The organism is Thermostichus sp. MS-CIW-23, assembly GCF_054059455.1.
Genome location: NZ_JBSSCC010000082.1, coordinates 1 through 1,442, shown reverse-complemented (window position 1 = coordinate 1,442; position 1,442 = coordinate 1). Strand labels below are relative to the sequence as shown.

The window sequence follows — 1,442 nt, the reverse complement described above, 5'->3', positions numbered from 1 at the left end:
GCCTGAAATTCCGAAACTTAGCTGTCCTCTGGGGCCGCTAGGGATTGGGATAAAGCCCGCACCCTGCGCATAGCGCGGGTGTCGGGTAGTTTACAAAAGCTTGAATCGAGATGTTTTGTGAGTTTGCAAATGGCTACATAGGTAGTTGTGGGCTACGTGGGGATTATGAAAAAAATTAAGACTTTTGGCACAGCGGCAATTTTCGCCAGTAGCCCGGCACTAGGATGGCTTCCAAGTATACCCGGCGGGATCCCATGTATGTATATTGCCCGGAGGAGTTTCTGGGAAGCAGAACCCAGTGCAACCTAGAAGCATTGGTAGAACGGCTGGAAGAGGGGGATCGCACCCTTTTGAGCCAGTTGTTCGACGTTCGTTATCCTTACTGGAAGCGTAATCTCCGCAACAACATTCGCTTGGTGGGGGAGCTGCGCTATGTAGGCGAAGTACCCGTTCTGGTTTTGTTTGGCCTCTGGCCGAGAGGCAGTCACGAATACCGGGAGTTCTTAGACCGACGGCGAGATCCGGATTATCAAGAACGGGTGCGGAGCTGGGTGCCCGATGACCGGTTGCAGGCGTGGCTGGCGCAGCGGCACGAACCAGGGGATCCGCCAAACCATCTCCCCCCTCTGCCCGACGAGCTGTATGAATGGACACAGTTCTTGAATGCTCCCAATCCGCAGGAGCGGCTGGTGTTGGAAAGTGGGGAATGGGTTCGGCAAGTACGGGCCCTTTCTCCAGAGCAGCGGCGCCAGGCTTACCAAGCAGTATCCCGCTTGGTAGATGACATTGAAGGCAGGCTCTACCGGCAGCTCCCGCCGTTTTATCTGGAGGCAGAGGTCAAATGCTGGCAGGAGGGATCCCTGCATCTGGCCGTCAGCTTGGTACAAGCGTGCGAGCAGCCAGGGAGATTGTTTCCATTTCTCATCGGGGTTTACGACCACGCCCCAGAGCAGAGGGAACGGTTTGATCTGGGATGCCAAACCTGCCTCTTTGGGATGAAAGCCAAGCAGCCGGATATTCTCCAGCACCCGCAACCTTTGGAGGTATGGAAGCGGTACGCCCGTCGCGCCTACCCCGACTACATGGTGGCGGATGAGACCATTTGGTTGGAAATGCAGGAGATCACAGAGGGAAATTTGGCTTTGTCCATGGAGGAGGAAGAAATCCTGCAGAGCACATCCATGCCCCTACTGATCAACGGAAGGGCCGGGAGCGGCAAATCTCTGATGTTGTACTACCGCTTTGCCGACTATTGCAGCCACTACCTCAAAACTTCAAAACAGAGACCTCTTGAGTACCGCCCTCTCTTTTTGACCTATAGCCCCAGTTTGGTGCAGCAAGCTCGCAACAGGGTACAGCCTGTTAAGGGCTCAAGGGGTACAATAGCAGCACTTAGCAAACCAACTTCGGAAGGAGGATGGATTGATCAGTAGTAAAGAAGT

General features: G+C 54.5%; 1 protein-coding gene. It reads left to right on the top strand.

Going from position 1 to position 1,442, the window contains the following annotated elements; translation table 11 throughout:
- The first annotated feature begins 224 nt into the window (after positions 1-224).
- The gene (locus ACVW0B_RS14315; RefSeq protein ID WP_457491991.1) at positions 225-1,433 is read left to right on the top strand and encodes a hypothetical protein; all 1,209 of its coding nucleotides are present in this window, start codon (positions 225-227) and stop codon (positions 1,431-1,433) included.
- Positions 1,434-1,442 lie beyond the last annotated feature (9 nt).